The sequence below is a fragment of the Dickeya chrysanthemi NCPPB 402 genome, assembly GCF_000406105.1.
Lineage (GTDB): Bacteria > Pseudomonadota > Gammaproteobacteria > Enterobacterales > Enterobacteriaceae > Dickeya > Dickeya chrysanthemi.
This window is the reverse complement of the sequence record NZ_CM001974.1, coordinates 2,793,291-2,811,663: the sequence shown is the minus strand read 5'-3', so window position 1 is coordinate 2,811,663 and position 18,373 is coordinate 2,793,291. Positions and strand designations below refer to the sequence as shown.

Below are 18,373 nucleotides of genomic sequence, written 5' to 3'. Positions count from 1 at the left end.
TATGATGTTTGAATTATTGGTGCATCAGGCCTCGTTATTTCCCTTGTCTCGCCGTAAAATCAGAATAAACCGGCGTTGCATCCCGCCATTTTTCGTGATGTAGAGCCGCACGACAGGATGGATAACTCCGGGGCGTAATAATTGCCGTTTGTTGTAACGCGCCGCGCGGTATTTGAAATACCGGGTGCGAAAACCGTATTGGCCGACAGAAACAGGTTGGTAGAAACAGGCCGGTAGATAGAACACGGTGTAATAAAAGCAGTGTCATTTTATGTACAGGGGATAAATGGATGTTGGTAGTTAAACGAAATACACAAAAACTGCTTTTGGGCGTGGCCGGTTCGATTTGGCTGGGTAGCGTGTTGACTTCGTTTTCTGTTCAGGCGGCTTCATCGGCGGCACCCGACAGTGTGGCGGCGTCGACGGCGATAAAAAATCACTCCTCTGTTACAAGCGGTTTGCCTGCCGGTATTTCGCCTTATTATCTCGGCGAGTTGACCACACTTTATGCACGCCAACATAGGCGGCCGATGTGGAGTGATGCCCAGTTAGTTAAAGTTTTTCAGCAACAACTGGCGGAAGTGGCGCTCTCTGGGGTACAACCGCAATTTAACACCTGGGTGACCTGGCTGACCGATCCAAAATTAAGCGATTTTTCCCGCGATGTGGTGCTATCAGATGCCATGTTGGGCTATCTCCAATTTGTTGCCGGGGTAGAAAAAAACGGCAGCAACTGGCTGTATGGTAGCGTTCCTTATAAGCTGGCGGCGCCGTCGGCGGCGATGATTGAACAGTGGCAGCAGGCGATAACATCCGGCAATGGTGCGGCGTTTATTGCCTCACTGGCGCCTCGTCATTCTCAGTATGAAAAAATGCACACGGCATTGAAAAACATGCTGACGGATAATCGCCCCTGGCCGAAGCTGGTGTTGGCGGACTCATTACGCCCCGGCGATGAAAGTAATGCGCTGCCGGTGTTGCAAGAAATTTTGTTGCGAACCGGCATGCTGAGTCAGGATAGCGCGGCTATGCCGCTGTTTAACGATGCGACGGCAGCAGGCAATACAGCCTCGTTGCGTTATGACGGCGAAATGGTAGAGGCCGTAAAACGTTTTCAGCATTCACAAGGGCTGCAAGATGACGGTGTCATTGGCAAACGCACGCGGGACTGGCTCAATGTGTCTTCGCAGATGCGTGCGGCGTTGCTGGCGTTGAATATCCAGCGCCTGCGCCTGGTGCCGGATAAAGTCAGCAGCGGCATTATGGTGAACATCCCCAATTATTCGCTGAGCTATTACCAGAATGGCGCGGAGATTCTCTCGTCGCGGGTGATTGTCGGCCAGCCTAAACGAAAAACGCCGCTGATGAGCAGTTCGCTCAGCAATGTGGTGATGAATCCGCCCTGGAATGTGCCCACCACGCTGACCCGTCAGGATATTATTCCTAAAGTGATTCAGGACCCGGGATATTTGCAGCGCCACGGTTATACCGTGTTATCAGACTGGACCGACAGCGCCCAGCCCATTGATCCGTCAATGATCGACTGGCCGATGATGTCGGCCGGTAACTTCCCATATCGTTTGCGTCAGGCTCCGGGAGACGGTAACTCGCTGGGGCGCTACAAGTTCAATATGCCTAATACGGACTCTATCTATCTGCATGACACGCCGAACCACAATCTGTTCCAGAAAGATATCCGGGCGCTGAGTTCGGGATGTGTGCGCGTCAATAAAGCATCGGAGCTGGCGGCGTTATTGTTGCAGGATGCCGGCTGGAACAATGCCCGTATCTCGTCAACGCTGGAGCAGGGGAATACCACCTATGTCGCTGTGCGCCAACGCGTGCCGGTGAATTTCTATTATCTCACCGCCTGGGTGGCCGATGACGGCAAGCCGCAGTTCCGCACAGATATTTACAATTATGATGATACGGTAAAAACCAGTGCGCTGGCATTGTCCCGAGCCGGATTATTATTACAGTAACTATCCGTAATCTGGGCAATTCCCGGATTACGTCGACAGGCGGGCAGAGCGAAAACCACAGCGGTGGCCGCAGATAGGCTCAATCACGTGGGTTGACGGGCTACTCTCAGGCAGTTAAGGTGCAAAGCGGTGCTTTTACGTACCGCTTCATTGGTTGTTTTTCTCTTCGCTTTTTTAGCCCAGGGTACGCGATCTTTATGGAATACATTGATAATCATCGACGCAAATGGCTGGCGCTCGGCGGCGCAGCGTTAGGGATAGCACTCTTGCCGGGTCAGTCATTCGCTTCATTATCTACGGCTCGTCCGCGCATTCTGACATTGAACAATCTCAACACCGGTGAACGTATCAAAGTCGAATTCTTTGATGGCCGTCGCTATAACAAAGAAGAACTCTCCCGGCTGAACCACTTTTTCCGTGATTATCGGGCGAATAAAGTTAAAACTATCGACCCCTCGCTGTTTGATCAGCTCTACCGCCTGCAGGTGATGTTAGGTACGACCAAGCCGGTACAGCTGATCTCGGGTTACCGTTCTTACAGTACCAATGAAGATCTGCGGTCGCACAGTAAGGGCGTGGCGAAACAGAGCTACCATACCTTGGGTAAGGCCATGGATTTCCATATTGAAGGCGTCCAACTGGCGAATATACGCAAAGCGGCGGTAAAAATGCGTGCCGGTGGCGTTGGCTATTATCCGCAGAGCAATTTCGTGCACATCGATACCGGCGCGATCCGTACCTGGTAATACAGGGGATAGATAGGCGAGGCGGAGCGTTTTCCCTCGAATAAGGATTTGGAGTAAAGACGGAGTGGTATGAAGTACCAAATTATTCCTGTTACGGCCTTCGGTCAAAATTGCACCCTGTTATGGTGCGAGAAAACCTTGCAGGCCGCTATTGTCGATCCTGGCGGTGAAGCAGACAAAATCAAACAGGCCGTTGCGCAGGCGGGGGTGACGATAACCCAGATTTTGTTGACGCATGGTCATCTGGACCATGTGGGTGCCGCAGTGGCGCTGGCTGAGCACTTTCAGGCGCCGATTGTCGGCCCGCAACGTGCCGACGCGTTCTGGCTTGACGGATTACCGGCCCAGAGCCGCATGTTTGGTTTGAGTGATTGCCCGCCGTTGACGCCGACGCGTTGGCTGGAGGACGGCGATACCATCACCCTTGGCGAGTCGGTGTTGTCTGTTCTGCATTGTCCTGGGCATACACCGGGGCATGTGGTGTTCGTGGATAAGTTATCGCGTTTCGCTCAGGTCGGGGATGTCATTTTTCGTGGCGGCGTGGGACGTAGCGATTTCCCGCAGGGCGATCACCAGGCACTGATAGCATCCATCCGCAATAAGTTATTTCCTCTCGGTGATGATATCGCGTTTATTCCGGGTCATGGGCCGATGTCTACCTTCGGTGAAGAGCGTCGTACCAATCCGTTTGTGCGTGATACCGAGTGATTTGCGTATCAACGCGATAAAAAGGCCTGCGAGTCTGCCTAATGCCAGCCAGTGAACCTGACTGGCATTATTTTTTGTCCGTTTTGTTACAGGGTATTTTTGCAGGAATGGTATTTTTGTGGATTCGCCAGCAGACACTGGGAAACCCGCTCTCTTTTAACTGACAAAACAAGCCATTCCGCCTGTGGCTCCCGTTGCGCTAATTTCCGCGATGTACAGGGATAAAAAGCCATCGCCGCAGCCCTTGGCAGCCGGTATAATGCGCGACCAGAATTTTTCAGGTGGTCAAAATGCAACCGATAACCCCGCTCTTCTCCTATCCCCGCTATTGGGCTGAATGCTACGGTACCGCGCCCTTTCTGCCCATGTCTCGCAACGAGATGGACAAGCTCGGCTGGGACAGTTGCGACATCATTCTGATTACCGGTGATGCTTACGTGGATCACCCGAGTTTTGGTATGGCGGTGATTGGCCGTATGCTCGAATCCCAGGGCTTTCGGGTCGGTATCATCGCTCAGCCGGATTGGTCCTCCAAAGCGGACTTTATGCGTCTGGGCAAGCCTAACCTCTTTTTTGGGGTAACGGCAGGCAATATGGACTCGATGATCAATCGCTACACCTCGGATAAAAAGCTGCGCCACGATGACGCCTATACCCCCGGCAACGTCGCCGGCAAAAGGCCCGATCGCGCAACGCTGGTCTATACCCAGCGCTGCAAAGAGGCCTACAAGGAGATACCGGTTATTATCGGCGGTATTGAGGCTTCGCTTCGCCGTATCGCCCACTATGACTACTGGTCCGAAACGATTCGCCGTTCCATCCTGTTTGATGCCAAAGCCGACCTTCTGATTTACGGCAACGCCGAGCGACCGCTTATCGACGTGGCGCACCGTATCGCCGCAGGCGAAAGCATCGAAACCATGCAGGATATTCGCGGCACCGCCGTCATCCGCCGCGAGCCGCTGCCGGGCTGGAGCGGAGTCGACTCGAGCAAGCTCGATCAGATTGGTCGTATCGACCCTATCCCCAATCCTTACATGGAAGGGGCACCCTGCTCGGACGATGCCAGCGATGCCGCACCGGCCGCACAAGAGGCCAGACCGGTGCGGGTTCAGCCGGCCAAACCCAAGCCCTGGGAGAAAACCTACGTCAAGTTGCCGGCTTTTGAGCGGGTCAAAGAAGACAAGGTGCTCTATGCCCATGCTTCGCGCATTCTGCACCACGAGACCAACCCCGGTTGCGCCCGGGCGTTGGCTCAGGCTCACGGCGATCGCATCATCTGGGTTAATCCGCCGGCATTCCCGCTCGAAACCGACGAAATGGATGGGGTATTTGGTCTGCCGTACCAGCGGGTGCCGCACCCGGCTTACGGTAAGGAGAAGATCCCGGCCTATGACATGATCAAGACCTCGGTCAACATCATGCGTGGTTGTTTTGGCGGCTGCTCGTTCTGTTCCATCACCGAGCACGAAGGGCGTATTATCCAGAGCCGTTCGGAAGCGTCGATCTTGACGGAAATCGAAGAGATCCGCGACAAAGTACCGGGTTTTACCGGCGTCATCTCCGATCTCGGCGGCCCGACCGCCAATATGTACAAGCTGCGCTGCAAAAGCCCGAGAGCAGAGCAAACCTGTCGCCGCGCTTCCTGCGTCTGGCCGGGCATCTGCCCGCATATGAACACTGACCACACGCCGACCATCAATCTTTATCGCAAGGCGCGCGACCTCAAAGGCATCAAGAAGATCCTGATCGCCTCCGGTGTGCGCTATGACCTCGCGGTGGAAGATCCGCGCTATGTGCGTGAGCTCGCCAGGTATCACGTGGGGGGTTATCTCAAGATTGCGCCGGAGCACACCGAAGAGGGCCCGCTCGCGATGATGATGAAGCCGGGTATGGGGACTTACTACAAGTTCAAGGCACTGTTTGACAAGTTCTCGAAAGAGGCGGGCAAAGAGCAGTACCTTATCCCGTATTTTATTGCTGCGCACCCTGGCACCACCGATGAAGACATGGTGAATCTGGCCCTGTGGCTCAAGTCCAACCGCTTCAAGCTCGATCAGGTGCAAAACTTCTATCCATCGCCGCTCGCCAACGCGACCACCATGTATTACACCGAGAAAAACCCACTTTCCAAAGTGAGCCGGAGCGATGGCGACGTGTTTGTAGCCAAGGGCGAGCGCCGCCGCCGTCTGCACAAGGCGATTCTGCGCTACCACGATCCGGCAGGCTGGCCGATTATTCGTGAAGCGTTGCTGGCCATGGGAAAAGGCTATCTGATTGGTTCCGGCACCGAGTGTCTGGTCCCGGCAGAAAGCCGCGGCGAACGTACGGCTCGGGCCGCCGGCAAGGGCGCCAGGCCGGCGCTGACCCGGCATAGTGATATCAATTATCAGCGCGGTAATGGTCAAACCCCGCGTGGGCAAGGCAATGCCAAACCGGCTCAAGCCAGGCCGGCAAACACAGGCAAGGCACCGGTCCGCACAGGGGCGGGTAAATCGGGTACTCAGAGTAAGCGCCCAAGAGGATGACTCCTCGTCAGGACGCTCAGACCTCATAAGATATCGGTGAATACTGACAGCGTGGTGTAGCGCAGACGTAGAATGTAAAAAACGAACAAAACAATGCCAGTCAGGATTAAGAGCCTGGTGGGCCTGGTGGGATAGGCTCTGACTGACTGGCATTAAACCGGGGCGCTGGCCTTTCTATGGTGACATTAAAAGGCAGCCGGCGTCATCCACATTACAGTACGGCGACAATGGCTTCGCACAGCGGCGCCATATTTTCCGGTGTCATACCTGCTACGTTGATTCGGCCTGAGTTCACGGCGTAAATACCAAATTCATTGCGCAGACGCAGCACCTGGTCCTTATTCAACCCGCTGAAGGAGAACATGCCATTCTGGTTGATGATGAAGGAGAAATCCTGATTTGCGCCTTTTTCCTGCAAGGTACTGACGAACAAATGACGCATGCGTTGAATGCGCTCACGCATCGCGGTTAATTCCTGTTCCCAAATATTACGCAGCGATTCATTGGACAGCACCGTCGCCACCACGGCCGCACCGTGTGACGGTGGGTTGGAGTAGTTGGCGCGGATCCCCGCTTTGACCTGGCTGAATGCCGTATCGGCAATTGCTGCGTCTGCCGCTACGATAGTGCAGGCGCCGACACGTTCGTTGTACAGGCCAAAGTTCTTGGAGTAAGAACTGGCGACGATTAATTCCTGGTGTTTGGCGGCGAAAATACGCAGACCTTCGGCATCTTCATCCAAACCCCGGGCGAAACCCTGATAGGCAAAGTCAAACAGCGGTAACCAGCCTTTATCCAGCGCCAGTGCGGCCAACTGTTCCCACTGTTCTTTGGTCGGATCAATACCGGTCGGATTATGACAACAGCCGTGGAACAGGACCACATCACCAGCCTTAGCCTCGCTGAGGCTGCTCAGCAGCCCGTCAAAATCCAGCTTGTGGTTAGCGGCATCATAGTACGTGTAATCACAGACTTCGAGGCCGCCGGCCGAGAAAACATTTTTGTGGTTCGGCCAACTTGGGTTGCTGACCCAAATGCGTTTGGCGCTGGTCTGGCTGGCGATGAAGTCGGCCGCCACACGCAAACCGCCGGTGCCGCCCGGCGTCTGTGCGGTGCGTGCGCGTTTATTCGCAATGATTTCACTCTGCTTGCCGAACAACAACTCCTGAGTGCAGCGGGCGAATTCCGGGATGCCGTCAATGCTCAGGTAGTTTTTAGTGGTTTCTGTTTCCAGTAACAGCTGTTCTGCTTTTTTTACGCTGGTGAGTACGGGGGTTTTACCGGTTTCATCCTTATAGACCCCGATTCCCAGGTTGATCTTGTGAGGACGCTCATCAGCGCGAAACAAATCAGCCAGACCCAGAATCGGATCGGCAGGTGCGGCAGAGATTTTTTCAAACATTGCGAAGTAATCCATGACAGAGAATAAACAGAAATAGCAGGTTAACGCCAGCGTCTGGCTTTGCCAACCGTTTGCATCAAAAGAAACGGAAATAATGGCAGAAGATAAAGTGATGGTACAAATACCTTATGAGGAAGGTTGGGGCAGGGCGGCATGGCAAGGTGGTGTGATAAAAGCGGTACGTACGTGGTAAGTATTCCTGAATGTAAAAAGCCGGGAGAGAGGGTTCCCGGCTTGACACAGGTACTCAATAAAGCAAAAGCAATTAGAACTGGTAAACCATACCTACGGCAACGCGGTCGTCAGTTGCCATTTTGTATACATTGCTACTGCTCAGCAGGTTCATGTCATATTCGGTATAGGTCGAGAAATTCTTATTGAAAGAATAGGTCAGAGCATAGCTAACATATTTTACAATATAATCGTTCTGGGTGGTTGCGGCAGTATCGTCTTTTGCTTTAGCCGAAACATAAGCAATAGACGGTTTCAAACCGAAGTCAAATGCGTACTGGGCAACGGCTTCAAAGACTTGTGTTTTGTCAAAGGCAGTATTGCCAGATCTGGTTGAGCCGGTGTTGAAGGAACTGAAACCAACGTAGGACAAGTTACGGTATTCGCCGTAAGTTGCTGCTACATAGATGCTGTTGGCATCGTATTTCAGGCCGGTAGCCCACATTTCTGCATCAGTGCCGCGACCATCGTTGATTACAGAAGAGCCATTGGCTTTGTTTGCACGATTAACATGGCCGTAAGACCCGGTAACACCTACGCCAATAGGAGAGGTGTAAGAGGTAGACAAAGCATAGCCAGCACCGAGGTTGTTTCTGACATTACTGGAGTCAGTATGTGCAGACTGGTAGCTCAAGCCGAAGTTCAGGTCTTCAACCAGACCGAAGAAGTTCTTGTTGCGATAGTTGGCAACACCAGAACTACGACCAGTAAAGCTGTTGGTATAAGCGGAATCACCGCCCCATTCCGGTAGCACATCGGTATAAGAGATACCGTCGTAAGACACGTTGCGATTACGACCGTAATCCAGAGAACCAAAATCGGCAAACTTCAAGCCAGCATACGCATAACGGGTTTTGCCGTTGCCACCGTTAGTATCTTCAGCGTTAGCTGCGTTGAATTGGTATTCAAAACGACCATAACCAGTCAAATCGTTGTTGATTTTGGTTTCACCTAAGAAACCCAGACGGGCGTAAGTTTTGTCGCCGCTGTTGCCGGTATCTTTGGAGAAATAGTGCAGACCATTAATTTTACCGTTAAGATTCAGCTTGTTGCCATCTTTGTTATAGATCTCAGCCGCGTTAGCTGCACCAGCGGCCAACAGTGCCGGGATTATCACTGCCAGAATATTACGCTTCATCATTATCAATACCCTCGTTGTGTTATATCACCTGCGCCGGTATTACAGAAAAATCTGTAAGGAACTTCTCGTCTAAGCAGGTGTCGTTCTGTGTCCGCAGGCAGTGTTTCATCAGGTATTGGGTTTATCTACAATGAATATGCTACTGACATGATCAAATAGAAACATTTAAAAAAAATACGTATCCAAAAGTTAATATCATATTGCTTTTTATAAAAATGAAATAAAACGGAAATGTAATAGACATGTAAGTGATGGAATTTTGCTCATTAATGTGGGTTGTGGCTTATAATTGGATTAGTAATTTATTGTTTTAATTTAATAAAAAATAAATTTTTCTGCCATGTGGCGGTAATGGTTTAGATGGACGATGAAGTGTATTCAAACGGGGGAATTTTTGTTACGTCATGCCTATGCATAATAAATATGAAGGCTATGTCAGGCGTTCAAGAAAAAACCGCCGACCAAAATACATTAGTCGGCGGTATAGATGATATTGCTACAATAAAATCATGCAACAATAGCCAGTCTATTTAGATTAGAACTGGTAAACAACACCAACAGCAACGATGTCGTTAGTGGACAAACCGTAAGCGTTGTTGCTGTCCAGCAGGTTGATATCGTATTCTGTGTAGGTAGAGAAGTTCTTATTAAATGAGTAAGTCATACCTAAGCTAACATATTTGGTAATGTAATCATCGGTACGTGCAGCAGAGGTATTGTCTTCGCCTTTAGCTGTGACATAACCAATACTTGGTGTCAGGCCGAAGTCAAAGTTGTACTGAGCAACGGCTTCAAAGACTTTTGTCTTATCGAAAGCATTGTTGCCGCGGATTGTACTAGATGTGTTGTTACTGAATGTGCTGTTAGCAATATAGGTCAGGTTGTGGTATTCGCCATAGGTGGCAGCAACGTAGACATTGTTTGCGTCGTATTTCAGACCGGTCGCCCAAGCTTCGGCTTTATCACCACGGCCATCGTTAATTTGAGTGTCGGAGCGATTGGCTTGAGTATATGACCCAACAACGCCGACACCAAACGGTGCTGTATAGCTAGAAGACATTGCCCAGCCAGCGCCAGTTTGCTTCTGAATTCTGCTTGAGTCGCTATGTGCTGATTGGTAGCCCAGAGCGAAATCCCAACCATCTACCAGACCAAAGAAGTTCTTGTTACGGTAAGTAGCAACACCAGAGTTACGACTAGTCAGGTTATCGGTGTATGCCTGGTCGCCACCAAATTCCGGCAGTACGTCGGTGTAAGAGATACCATCATACGCAACGCTACGGTTACGACCGTAATCAATAGAACCGAAATCACCAAATTTCAGGCCGGCATACGCATAACGAGTTTTACTAGCATTAGCGCCACCATTGGTGTCTTCAGCTTGGCTAGCGTTAAAATTCTGTTCAAAGCGACCATAGCCGGTCAGATCTTTCGTAATCTGTGTTTCGCCTTTGAAACCCAGACGAACATAGCTCTGATCGCCTTTGTTACCGTCATCCTTGGTGAGGTAGTGCAGGCCAACAACTTTACCGGTCAGGTCCAGCTTGTTGCCGTCTTTATTGTACACTTCAGCCGCGTTAGCTGCGCCGGCAGCCAACAGAGCAGGGATTACCACTGCAAGAACGTTGCGCTTCATCATTATTAATTACCCTCATTGGTGTTATTAAGACATCTGGATCACAATAAAAAACCTTAACGGAACTTTATTGCGAATACAGTTGTCTTCCTGTGTCTGCACGCAGTTTTCCATTCACCCGCTCGTTAATCTACCCTTTAAATGATACTAATTTCGAATTCAGGTAACCATTGGAAAATATGTATTTCAAATTGTAAAATTAAGGGAACTTTGTGAGCAACGTCTAAAACAAAACAAGAAGGGCACCTTATGGGTGCCCTTCCTATTACATATATCTGTTTTTCTTATGTTATTTTTTGCTTAGAAAGTGGCGTTGCGTGGTGTGCGCGGGAACGGAATAACATCGCGCACATTTTGTACACCGGTTACATAAGCAATCAAACGTTCAAAACCGAGGCCGAAACCCGAATGGGGGATGGTGCCGTAACGACGCAGGTCGCGATACCACCAGTAGTCCTCTTTACTGAGCCCCATTTCTTCCAGGCGGATGTCCAGTTGTTCCAGACGCTCTTCGCGCTGAGAGCCGCCGATGATTTCGCCAATCCCCGGCGCCAGCACGTCCATTGCCGCCACGGTTTTACCGTCGCTGTTCATGCGCATATAAAAGGCTTTAATGTCTTTCGGGTAGTTTTTGACGACGACAGGGGCCTGGAAGTGCTTCTCCGCCAGATAGCGTTCGTGCTCGGAAGACAGGTCGATACCCCAGGACACCGGGTTTTCGAACGTCTGCCCGCAGTTTTCCAGAATGGTGATGGCATCGGTGTAGTCAACCTGGGCGAAATCGGAACTGACAAAACGCTCCAGACGGCTGACGGCGTCTTTATCTACACGTTCAGCAAAGAATTTCATGTCGTCGGCACGCTCTTCCAGCACTGCCTTGAACACAAACTTCAGCAGGTTTTCCGCCAGTGCGGCAATATCGTCCAGCGTGGCGAACGCGACTTCCGGTTCGATCATCCAGAACTCTGCCAGATGGCGGCTGGTATTGGAGTTTTCCGCGCGGAAGGTGGGGCCGAAAGTATAGATTTTAGACAGCGCGCAGGCATAGGTTTCGCCGTTAAGCTGGCCGGATACGGTTAGAAACGCTTCTTTACCGAAGAAGTCTTCACTGAAATCGACTTTGCCCTGATCGTCACGCGGCAGGTTTTCCAGATCCAGCGTGGATACCCGGAACATTTCACCGGCGCCTTCGGTATCGGAGGCGGTAATAAGCGGGGTGGATACCCAATAGAAACCGCTCTGATGAAAGAAACGATGGATAGCCTGGGCCAGCGTATGACGCACACGGGCGACGGCGCCGATCAGGTTGGTGCGCGGGCGCAGGTGCGCCACTTCACGCAGGTATTCGATACTGTGGCGCTTGGCGGCCATCGGATAGGTATCAGGGTCGTCCACCCAACCGACCACCTTAAGCTCGGTTGCCTGCAGTTCAAAACTTTGGCCTTCGCCGGGAGATTCCACCACCTTGCCGGTCACTTCCACTGAACAGCCGGTAGTCAGACGCAGCACATCGCTTTGGTAATTGGCAAGATTATTATTGACGACAGCCTGTAGCGAATCAAAGCAGGAACCGTCATAGACGGCAATAAAGGAAATACCGGCTTTAGAGTCTCTCCGGGTACGTACCCAGCCGCGCACGGTGACGTCACTGTCAACGGCGACACGGCCTTGCAGTACGTCGACTACAGGCACTACGCTCATAACATTCTCTCTATTGGTGAAATTTAATGGGTAACTGTCACTGCCCATAAATGGGCGTTTCGTTATGTTACTTGTCGTCGGGCAGGACACAAGCAGAAATCACCGGAACGTGGCAAGTTTTATGCGATTCCGGTGCTGCTGGCTTAAAGAGTAGTCAGTCGTGCGGGATGGGTATGACTCAGGAGGCTTTTTTCACGAGTGGCAGATCAAACGCCTTGCGCAGTTCGCTGACGAATGCCTGATCCTGACAAATGGTTTTTCCCGGGCTGTCCGACAGTTTAGCGACCGGTTTACCGTTGCATTCCACCAACTTGATGACGATATTCAGTGGCTTCACGCAAGGAATATCACAGGTCAGCCGGGTGCCGATACCGAAGACAACATTAATGCGTTGGCCGAAGTGGCGGTAAAGATGCAGTGCTTTTTCCAGGTTAAGGTTATCGGAAAATACCAGCGTTTTGCCCATTGGGTCGATATCCAGCGCATGATAATGCGCAATGGCTTTTTCGCCCCATTCGAGCGGATCGCCGGAATCATGGCGCAACCCCTGATAGCGACTGGCGAAATGCCGGTCAAAGTCACGCAGGAAGGCATCCATGGTGATGCAGTCGGTCAGTGCGATGCCGAGTTGATCAGGATATTCCAGCAGCCAGGCATCCAGCGCGGCGCGTTGGCTGTTGGCAAGCGTTGGGCTGATTTGCTGATGAGCCTGAAACCATTCGTGCGCCTGCGTGCCAACCGGCGTCAGTTGCAGGCGGCGCGCCAGATCATAGTTACTGGTGCCGATCAGATAAGGGAAGTCCGCTTTCAGGGTGCGGACGATCTGGTGCTGAACGTCGTGAGAGAAGCGGCGACGGGTACCAAAATCCATGAGTTTAAAACGGCTGAGATCGACATCAGCACTTTGCCGGCGAAAGTGGGACAGTGTTCCCTGTAACCGGTCGATAGCGGTCTCGACATGCACGCCCGGCGTTCGGGCACGGTGAACCACTTCACTGATGACGGCAAGCAGCGGAACTTCCCACAAAATCACTTCACGCCATGGCCCGGTGATGCGGATATCCAGTTTGCCCTGATGATTGCCGATGCGGATTTGCGAGGGATCAAAACGGAAGCTTTTCAGCCAGTCCAGGTAGTCGGTTTTGAAAAACGGCAGAGAGGCGAGGTAGGCATGTTCATCGTCATGCAACGACAAGTGGCTCATGGCCTCCACTTGTGCCCGAATCTCATCGGCGTAGTGCCCTAACAACTCATCGCCGCGACAGCGAAACTCCGCCGCCACATGGACATCATAGTAGTGGTGGAATACCGCCTGCTGCATATGCAATTTGTAGGCGTCGGTATCCAGCAATGAGGTTAGTATCGGGGCTGTGTGTAAAGTCATAATGCGTTACCGCATCCTCGTTTAATACAATTTACAAGTTAATGCAAGTGACTGGTATGGCCATCGGCAGCGAGAGCACACTGTCTGTTTAACCGGGCTTATCACATCATATTGGGAGAGCGAAGGCGAGATTCAATCGTGCGATTGTGACAAAAAAGTAGCTGTTTTTACGTGCTGTTTACCATGAGTAATTGAATTATAATGTTTTTTATACTAAACAAAAATGCCGGAAAAATTGTCCCGCCGCCGTGGCTGCGACGCGCTGGCAGGAAAGTTTGCATTCCGACAGTCACTCCCCTTTAATAGACGTAACAGCCTGTTGAATAACGGAACTGCGCACAAAGTAGACGGTGTCAGTCGTATTATGCGGCGGCCTGGGTACTCGCAGAGAAAAGCGGGTACGGACGGGGGCTGTTTACCCTTGTTTATTGTGTGAATTTAGATAAAGACGGATATCGTCGTCCGGCGAGTATTACGGCGTGACGGAAATTCGATAACCTTCGGTGTGTTTACTACGGATCTTCCGCTCTTAGTAGATAAAAGGCGGCATGGGTACGCTGCCGCATCACGCCGTACCGCCATCATTACTGCTGTCATTAAGGTAATCAGTCATGAGTCAACAACCACAAGTCAAATACCGGCACGATTACCGCGCGCCGGATTACACCATTACCGATATCGCACTGGATTTTGATCTGCATGCTGAAAAGACCCGGGTGGTCGCCGTCAGTCAGGTCGTGCTGCAAGGGGAAAAGGGCGCAGCGCTGAAACTGGACGGCGAAGGGCTGACATTGCTGAGCGTTCAGGTCGATGGACAAGACTGGCAGGCACATCGCTTACTGGAAGACGGTCTGGAGCTGACCGGGCTGCCGGAAAAATTCACCCTGCGGATTGAAACGGAAATCAACCCGGCGGCCAACAGTGCGCTGGAAGGGTTGTACCAGTCGGGAGAAGCACTGTGTACGCAGTGTGAGGCCGAAGGGTTCCGCCATATTACCTACTATCTGGACCGGCCGGATGTTCTGGCGCGTTTCACGTCCCGCATTACCGCTGACAAAGCGCGTTACCCATACCTGCTTTCCAACGGTAACCGTATCGGGCAAGGCGAGGCGGACAACGGGCGTCACTGGGTGGAATGGCAGGATCCGTTCCCGAAACCCTGCTATCTGTTTGCGCTGGTTGCCGGTGATTTTGATGTGCTGCGCGACACCTTTGTCACCCGTTCCGGCCGTGAGGTGGCGCTGGAGCTGTTTGTCGACCGCGGTAATCTCGATCGTGCCGACTGGGCGATGACTTCGCTGAAAAACGCCATGAAGTGGGATGAAACCCGTTTTGGTCTGGAATACGACCTCGACATTTATATGATCGTGGCGGTGGATTTCTTCAACATGGGGGCGATGGAAAACAAAGGGCTGAACATTTTCAACTCCAAGTATGTGTTGGCTAAAGCCGAAACCGCCACCGACAAGGACTATCTCGGTATCGAAGCGGTGATCGCCCACGAGTATTTCCATAACTGGACCGGTAACCGCGTCACCTGTCGCGACTGGTTCCAACTGAGTTTGAAAGAAGGGTTGACGGTATTCCGCGACCAGGAGTTCAGCTCCGATATCGGTTCTCGCCCGGCCAATCGTATCGACAACGTGCGGGTGATGCGCGGCGCGCAGTTTGCCGAAGACGCCAGCCCGATGTCCCACCCGATCCGCCCGGATCAGGTGATCGAAATGAATAACTTCTATACTCTGACGGTGTATGAAAAAGGGTCGGAAGTGATTCGCATGATGCATACGCTGTTGGGCGAAGAGAAATTCCAGGCCGGAATGCGGCTCTATTTTGATCGTCATGACGGCAGTGCCGCGACCTGTGATGACTTTGTGCAGGCGATGGAGGACGCTTCCAGCGTCGATTTGTCGCAATTCCGCCGCTGGTACAGCCAGTCCGGTACGCCGGTGGTGACGGTACGTGACGACTATGACGCGGCAACCCGTCAGTATCATCTGCATGTCAGCCAGATGACGCCGGTCGGTGCCGACAAGCAACCCAAACTACCGCTGCATATTCCGCTGGATGTGGAATTGTACGACGGCGAAGGCAACGTGATCCCGCTGCGTCAGAAAGGGCAAAAATTGGCATCGGTACTGAACGTGACCGAAGCCGAGCAAACGTTCGTGTTTGATGACGTTCCCTGCCAGCCGGTGCCGTCGCTACTGCGTGAATTCTCCGCGCCGGTCAAACTGAATTACCCCTGGAGCGATGAGCAACTGACGTTCCTGATGCGCCATGCCAGCAATGCGTTTTCCCGTTGGGATGCCGCCCAGAGCCTGCTGGCGAATGCTATTCGCCTGAATGTGGCGCGCCACCAGCAGCAACAGCCTTTGTCGTTGCCGATGCATGTGGTGGACGCGTTCCGCGGCGTGCTGCTGGATGACCAACTGGATCCGATGCTGGCCTCGCAGATTCTGTCGTTGCCGGGCGAAAACGAAATGGCCGAATTGTTTGAGGTTATCGATCCGGACGCCATTGCCGCGGTTCGTCATGCGCTGACGCAGACGCTGGCGCAGGAAATGGCGGACGAATTGCTGGCGGTATATCGTGCCAACAAGCTGGCATCCTACCGTGTTGATCAGCAGGACATGGCGAAACGTGCGCTGCGCAATGTGTGCCTGCACTATCTGGCATTTGTCGATCGCGAGCAGGCGGATACGCTGGTGGCGGCGCAATTTGCCGGGGCCGACAACATGACGGATTCGCTGGCGGCGTTGGCGGCCTCGGTAGCGGCGCAGTTGCCGTGCCGGGATAAGCTGCTGTCGGCTTTCGATGAACGCTGGCATCAGGATGGTCTGGTGATGGACAAATGGTTTGTTCTGCAAGCCAGCAGCCCGGCCAGTGATGTGTTGAACCGGGTGCGTGAACTGCTTAATCACCGCTCGTTCAGCCTGAACAACCCGAACCGGCTGCGTTCGTTGATCGGCTCGTTCTGTGCGGGCAATCCGTCGGCGTTCCACGGCAAAGACGGCAGCGGTTATCAGTTCCTCACCGAGATGCTCACGGAACTGAATACCCGCAACCCGCAGGTGGCCTCGCGTCTGATTGAACCGCTGATTCGCCTTAAACGCTACGATTCGGCCCGTCAGGCGCTGATGCGTCAGGCGCTGGAAACCCTTAAAGGGCTGGAAAACCTCTCCGGTGATCTGTTTGAGAAGATAACTAAAGCGTTGGACGCGTAAGACCAGCCATACAACATCGATATCTGTTTGATATCATAAGAAATAAAAAGCCACCGCTGCCAGCAGACGGTGGTTTTTTTTATACCTGAACCGGGAGAGCGTATCAGGCGTGCGCCTGTGATTGATACGCTGTGTCGCGGAGAGCCGCAGGCGCTAAAAATCCGCTCCAGCACTTGCGCTTCCAGCTCCGCCAGTCGGGCGGAGCCGCGGCGGCGCGGGCGCGGCAGGTCAATCGCCACATCCAGCCCGACCTGACCGTCTTCGATCAGAATCACCCGGTCGGCGAGCGCGACGGCTTCGCTGACGTCGTGGGTCACCAGCAAGACGGTAAAACCTTGTTGCAGCCACAGGGATTCAATCAGCCCCTGCATCTCGATGCGGGTCAGCGCATCCAGCGCGCCCAGCGGTTCATCCAGCAGTAACAGGCCGGGGTGATGGATCAACGCCCGCGCCAGCGCTACCCGCTGTTTTTGCCCGCCGGACAGCGCCGCCGGCCAGTCGGCGGCGCGTGATGACAGCCCGACGGCTTCCAGCGCCTGATGCGCGGCGGTGCGCCAGTCGCCGCGCAACCCTAATCCTACGTTGTCGATCACCCGTTTCCATGGCAGCAGGCGGGCTTCCTGAAACATCAACCGGATATCATCGCGCGCCTGATGCAGCGGAGCGCGGCCAGCCAGCAATTCCCCGTGGTTTGCCTGTTCCAGCCCGGCCAGCAGCCGCAGCAGGGTGCTTTTACCGCAGCCGCTGCGGCCGACCACGGCGACGAACTGGCCAGCCGGAATATGCAGATGCACCTCATTCAGAATAGTGCGATGCCCATAACGCTTGGTGACGCCGTTGATTAACAGCGGCGTGCCGGCATTCAGGCGGGATGGGGCGGCGTAATGAAACGTCATACGTGTTCCTCCGTTAATTGCCAACTGGGGTGCCAGCGCAGCCAGATGCGCTCCAGCGTCAGGGCGATGACATCCGCCAGTTTACCCAGCAGGGCGTACAGGATGATTGCCACCACGACGACGTCGGTTTGCAGGAATTCGCGCGCGTTCATCGCCAGATAGCCGATGCCGGAACTGGCGGAGATGGTTTCCGCCACGATCAGCGTCAGCCACATCAAGCCGAGCGAGAAGCGCACGCCGACCATGATTGAGGGCAGGGCGCCGGGTAGCACCACCTCACGGAACAGCCGAAAGCCGGATAAGCCGTAGCTGCGCGCCATTTCCAGCAGGCCGCCGTCGATACTGCGGATGCCGTGATAGGTGTTGAGGTAGATGGGAAATAAGGTGCCGAGCGCCACCAGAAAGATCTTGGCGCTCTCGTCAATGCCAAACCACAGGATCACCAGCGGGATCAAGGCCAGATGCGGCACGTTGCGCAGCATCTGCACCGAGGTGTCCAGCAGGCGTTCGCCAGTGCGGGATAGCCCGGTGATAAAACCCAGCCCCAGCCCCAGCGCACCGCCAATGGCAAACCCGGTCAGCGCACGCCAGGTACTGATGCTGAGGTGCTGCCACAGTTCACCGCTGCGGGTTAGCCGCCAGAACGTCACGGTAATCGCTTGCGGCGATGGCAGAATGCGGCTGGAAAGCCAGCCGGCGCTGGAGGCGAGTTGCCAGACCGCCACCAGCAACAGCGGCAGCAGCCAGGGCGTCAGGCGAGAAGCGATGAGCGTCAGGATCCTCTGCATCAG

At 53.3% G+C, this 18,373-nt stretch carries 11 protein-coding genes and 1 pseudogene; 5 read left to right on the top strand and 7 right to left on the bottom strand.

What is annotated here, in order from left to right:
• Positions 1-290: 290 nt before the first annotated feature.
• From ldtD to DCH402_RS12535, 4 genes are all read left to right on the top strand, one after another.
• Positions 291-1,982 (top strand): L,D-transpeptidase, encoded by a 1,692-nt coding sequence (gene ldtD / locus DCH402_RS12550; protein ID WP_040001380.1) that lies wholly within the window; start codon positions 291-293, stop codon positions 1,980-1,982.
• A 197-nt stretch (positions 1,983-2,179) separates the two neighbouring features.
• Positions 2,180-2,728, top strand: a complete 549-nt coding sequence (locus DCH402_RS12545; protein WP_012769384.1) for a YcbK family protein — start codon at positions 2,180-2,182, stop codon at positions 2,726-2,728.
• Positions 2,729-2,797: 69 nt separating this feature from the next.
• The gene (locus tag DCH402_RS12540; protein ID WP_012769385.1) at positions 2,798-3,436 is read left to right on the top strand and encodes an MBL fold metallo-hydrolase; all 639 of its coding nucleotides are present in this window, start codon (positions 2,798-2,800) and stop codon (positions 3,434-3,436) included.
• A 290-nt stretch (positions 3,437-3,726) separates the two neighbouring features.
• Entirely contained in the window at positions 3,727-5,964 is a 2,238-nt protein-coding gene (locus DCH402_RS12535) for a YgiQ family radical SAM protein (protein ID WP_040001379.1), read from the top strand.
• A 211-nt stretch (positions 5,965-6,175) separates the two neighbouring features.
• Here DCH402_RS12535 and DCH402_RS12530 read toward each other — a convergent pair whose 3' ends face one another.
• From DCH402_RS12530 to pncB, 5 genes are all read right to left on the bottom strand, one after another.
• Positions 6,176-7,366, bottom strand: coding sequence for an amino acid aminotransferase (locus DCH402_RS12530; RefSeq protein WP_040001377.1), 1,191 nt, complete (start codon positions 7,364-7,366; stop codon positions 6,176-6,178).
• Between the two features lie 265 nt (positions 7,367-7,631).
• A complete protein-coding gene (locus tag DCH402_RS12525; RefSeq protein ID WP_040001376.1) occupies positions 7,632-8,738 on the bottom strand; it encodes a porin in 1,107 nt (368 codons plus the stop codon).
• Positions 8,739-9,273: 535 nt separating this feature from the next.
• Positions 9,274-10,377 carry a porin gene (locus DCH402_RS12520; RefSeq protein ID WP_040001375.1) on the bottom strand — a complete coding sequence of 368 codons (1,104 nt, stop codon included), beginning with the start codon at positions 10,375-10,377 and terminating at the stop codon, positions 9,274-9,276.
• A gap of 297 nt (positions 10,378-10,674) precedes the next feature.
• Entirely contained in the window at positions 10,675-12,075 is a 1,401-nt protein-coding gene (asnS, locus tag DCH402_RS12515) for an asparagine--tRNA ligase (protein WP_040001374.1), read from the bottom strand.
• Between the two features lie 178 nt (positions 12,076-12,253).
• On the bottom strand, positions 12,254-13,459 hold the full coding sequence (gene pncB / locus DCH402_RS12510; RefSeq protein WP_040001372.1) for a nicotinate phosphoribosyltransferase: 1,206 nt from the start codon (positions 13,457-13,459) through the stop codon (positions 12,254-12,256).
• A 611-nt stretch (positions 13,460-14,070) separates the two neighbouring features.
• On the opposite strand from pncB, the gene pepN reads away from it, so the two are divergent.
• Entirely contained in the window at positions 14,071-16,686 is a 2,616-nt protein-coding gene (gene pepN, locus DCH402_RS12505) for an aminopeptidase N (RefSeq protein WP_040001371.1), read from the top strand.
• Between the two features lie 137 nt (positions 16,687-16,823).
• Here the strand turns inward: pepN and ssuB are convergent.
• Positions 16,824-17,582, bottom strand: a pseudogene (gene ssuB / locus DCH402_RS12500) (aliphatic sulfonates ABC transporter ATP-binding protein); the annotation flags it as partial.
• The gene (ssuC, locus tag DCH402_RS12495; protein WP_040001370.1) at positions 17,579-18,370 is read right to left on the bottom strand and encodes an aliphatic sulfonate ABC transporter permease SsuC; all 792 of its coding nucleotides are present in this window, start codon (positions 18,368-18,370) and stop codon (positions 17,579-17,581) included. The gene ssuC and the pseudogene ssuB, both read right to left, overlap by 4 nt.
• Positions 18,371-18,373: the final 3 nt, after the last annotated feature.